Raw genomic sequence first — 3,084 nt, 5'->3', positions numbered from 1 at the left:
CTATCTCCGCTGCCAAAGCCATATCCATTCTGCTTAAAAAGCTTGGCTTTACGGGAGAGATAATACTGGAAGAAGAGGCTAGAACCACATGGGAAAACATGGCCAACATCAAAGATATCGTCACGAAACGCAAGTTCAAGGAAATAATCCTGGTCACCAGTGCTTTCCACATGAAAAGGGCATCGTGGTGTGCCATGCAAAACTTAGAGGAAGCCAAGCTTTACCATTGGCCTGTAGGTTATTTGGCAGACGAAAAACCCCTTGATCCTCTTGATTTTCTGGCCGTAACCACAGCAAAAAACGTCCTTGCCCTGCGGGAATATATAGGGTTGATAGCCTACAAGATTATTTACTAACTGTTGCCTCCATTCTCCCTGAAACGTCTCCAAAGTTTTTTTAACCGTTGCGCCAACGCCCTTTCCGCGCCTACTTCCTGGGGAAAGTAAAATCTTCTATTCTCGGGAAGATACCTTTGGGGAACCCAGTGTTCAGGGTAGTCGTGGGGATACTTATAACCTTCGCCGTGAGGGTCCAAATGCCTTGGAACCTGCATTAGGTCCCCTTTCTCTATAGCCGAAAGCACTCTGTCGATCGCCAAATAAGCGCTATTGCTTTTCAAGGTCGAAGCCAAATATATAACTAACTCCGAAAGTATTATCCTCGCCTCAGGATACCCTACCATGTCCACAGCATAAGCCGCTGCTGTTGCCAGAGAAAGGGCCTGGGGATCCGCCAGTCCCACGTCCTCCGCCGCAAATATGAGCAGCCTCCTGGTCAAAAAACGCAGGTTCTCTCCTCCAGATATCATCCTACCCAGCCAGTATAAGGCAGCATCAGGATCTGATCCCCGCATGCTCTTTATGAGAGCGGAAATAACCTTATAGTGTTCATCCTGAGCCCTGTCATAACGCTTGAAAGAACCTTGGGAAACCTCTTTGAGTATATCCTTCTCTATGACATTGGCGCCCCTAGCTGCTGTGGCCACGGCAGCCACCTCAAGACGATAAAGGGCCTGCCTTGCATCCCCTCCTGAAAGTAGAACTAGCGCCTCCAAAGCTTCCCTGGACAGACGTAGTTCCAACATACCAAGACCTCTTTCTTTGTCCTCTAAAGCTTTCATAAGCAAATCAGCTATGGCATCTCTGCCCAGGGGGTAAAGTTCGAAGACGACCATTCTAGACAAAAGGGTCTTATTTATCTCGAACCACGGATTCTCCGTCGTTGAACCCACTAGGACGACTTCTCCCTTTTCCACGAAAGGTAAAAGCACGTTTTGTTGCTGCTTGTTGAAATGATATATTTCGTCCACAAAGAGAACAGAGGCCTTGCCAGATCGCGCTTTCCACTCAATGGCCTCCGCCAAAACATCCCTTAGAGAAGTCACATTTGAGGTAACTGCGTTTATCTCTATGAAGTGCCTCCCTGTCATGGAGGCCATTATTCTCGCAAGGGATGTCTTCCCCACACCTGGTGGGCCATACAGGATGCAATTAGGAACTTTTCCCGATTGCAAAAGGGCTCTTAAGGGCTTGCCTTCATCAATCAGATGAGGCTGTCCCAAAAATTCATCAATGGTCCTGGGCCTCATTCGTTCAGGCAGCGGAGTTTCGTCATTTGGTTTCTTTTCTTGGGCGTTGTCGAAATCCTTCCACAGTAGGGACTCATTTTCCATGCACTATTCTCTCCTCCATAAATGACTCCACCTCTTCTGGCTTTTGCGGCAACATTATTCCTTCGCAGCCAGTACGGACCTTCACTTGAGGGAACCTGTCCTTGATTAGGGAATCTACACCTTCCCAAATTGTCCTTCCTACCCAATCCAGGGTCAACATTCTGGAAGCAGCCCAATGTTCTAACGATATTTGGGATTTCTCATCAACGACCATGCATCCTACCCCCAACCGCGCTGCCTCATAGGCTATGTCTAGCACCAGAGGAGATTCAGCAGGCAAAAGGACGTCCTCTTGCCATGCCTCCTTTAGCCATTCTTCTCCTTTTTCTTCAGCTAGGTTTTTGTATTCCCAAGGAACTAGTGGAGCAGGATTTCTCAAGGATTCCACGAGGCATTTGACGCTTTCAAATTCCGCATCAGCCCAAAAAGCCCAGGACTCTCCCTTCCTTTCCACCAAAACGGCTCTCATTCGAGCCCTCCTTGCGCCTTGCAGGTCATACAAAAAATCTCCAACCACTACACAATTTTCGTAAGGAATACCCAAACACTCTGCTGCCATCCAAAGTGCCTTGGGGTCAGGTTTTATTGGCTCCTGGTCTCTGGTGAAGACATGTTTCGGTAGCGTTATTCCACAACGTGACGCAGCCTCTTGGACTGAAGCGAGGCAGTTTCGCGATACCACAGCCCAGGGTTTATTGTTGTCTTCCAACCACTTGATAAGCTCCATGGCGCCTGGCACAGGGGTAGCTCTTCTAGCACCTTCCATCTCCACCTCAAGTAGATCTCTTTCCAGTTCTAGCCTCTTTTTCTCTTCCAACAGACGACCTGACTCGAGGAGCGGCACCAAGCGGCCGTTGAAGTATTTATCCCTTATTCTCTGAAAGTTCAGCTTGGTGTTGGCCAGAACTCCATCCCAATCGAGGATAAAGCCCCCAGCTTGAGCTGGATGCCAAAAAGGTGGGAAGATAAAGGGCACTTATACCACCACACAATTCATAAAAATTTAGGGTATGAGGCTCTGCAAGCTTCATACCCTTATAAACGACCGTGCCCCGCGGCTGCCGTGATTAGAAGGTCTTGACCCGATCCTTTTCATATGGGGGCCTGCCCAACCTTAGCTTTGAAACCTTAGGCTTCTCTGCCGGAAGGGACGCCAGCCCCGCCCGTGGTCGAGTGTTGGCTCAAGACTCTTTCTAGCATCACGTACAGCGCAGGGTCCCACGTGTCACCATGTAAATTATAGCACATCACCTTGGTTGTTGTAAGTTCAGACATACTTCTAAATCCTTGCGTCCAAAACCAAAATAGCTATAAATTTATCCCAAAATCTAGCAGAAACTCTTTAATTCCCTTTGATTCCAAGATGTCCCCACCAAAGGTGGCAACGTTTATTTTGACGGGTTTTAAAGAAT

The 3,084-nt window shown here is 48.2% G+C and carries 3 protein-coding genes; 1 reads left to right on the top strand and 2 read right to left on the bottom strand.

What is annotated here, in order from left to right; all coding sequences use genetic code 11:
- Positions 1 to 356: YdcF family protein (locus V7Z69_RS09675; RefSeq protein WP_334139778.1), on the top strand; the 356-nt coding region annotated here is incomplete at its 5' end.
- Here the strand turns inward: V7Z69_RS09675 and V7Z69_RS09670 are convergent.
- Positions 353 to 1,672 (bottom strand): replication-associated recombination protein A, encoded by a 1,320-nt coding sequence (locus V7Z69_RS09670; protein ID WP_014163652.1) that lies wholly within the window; start codon positions 1,670 to 1,672, stop codon positions 353 to 355. The two genes, V7Z69_RS09675 and V7Z69_RS09670, sit on opposite strands and share 4 nt — an antisense overlap.
- Positions 1,662 to 2,648: an HAD family hydrolase gene (locus V7Z69_RS09665; RefSeq protein ID WP_334139777.1), complete on the bottom strand. Its 987-nt coding sequence runs from the start codon at positions 2,646 to 2,648 to the stop codon at positions 1,662 to 1,664. Before V7Z69_RS09665 ends, V7Z69_RS09670 begins: the two co-directional genes overlap by 11 nt.
- Positions 2,649 to 3,084 lie beyond the last annotated feature (436 nt).

The sequence above is a fragment of the Thermovirga lienii genome, from assembly GCF_036847465.1.
In the GTDB taxonomy this organism is placed as follows: Bacteria; Synergistota; Synergistia; order Synergistales; family Thermovirgaceae; genus Thermovirga; species Thermovirga lienii.
Note: the sequence above shows the minus strand (reverse complement) of the source record. Positions and strands in the feature narration are given on the sequence as shown.

Coding starts and splice junctions, on each gene's coding strand:
- V7Z69_RS09670 (WP_014163652.1), bottom strand. CDS start 1,672: ATGGAAAATGAGTCCCTACTGTGGAAGGATTTCGACAACGCCCAAGAA.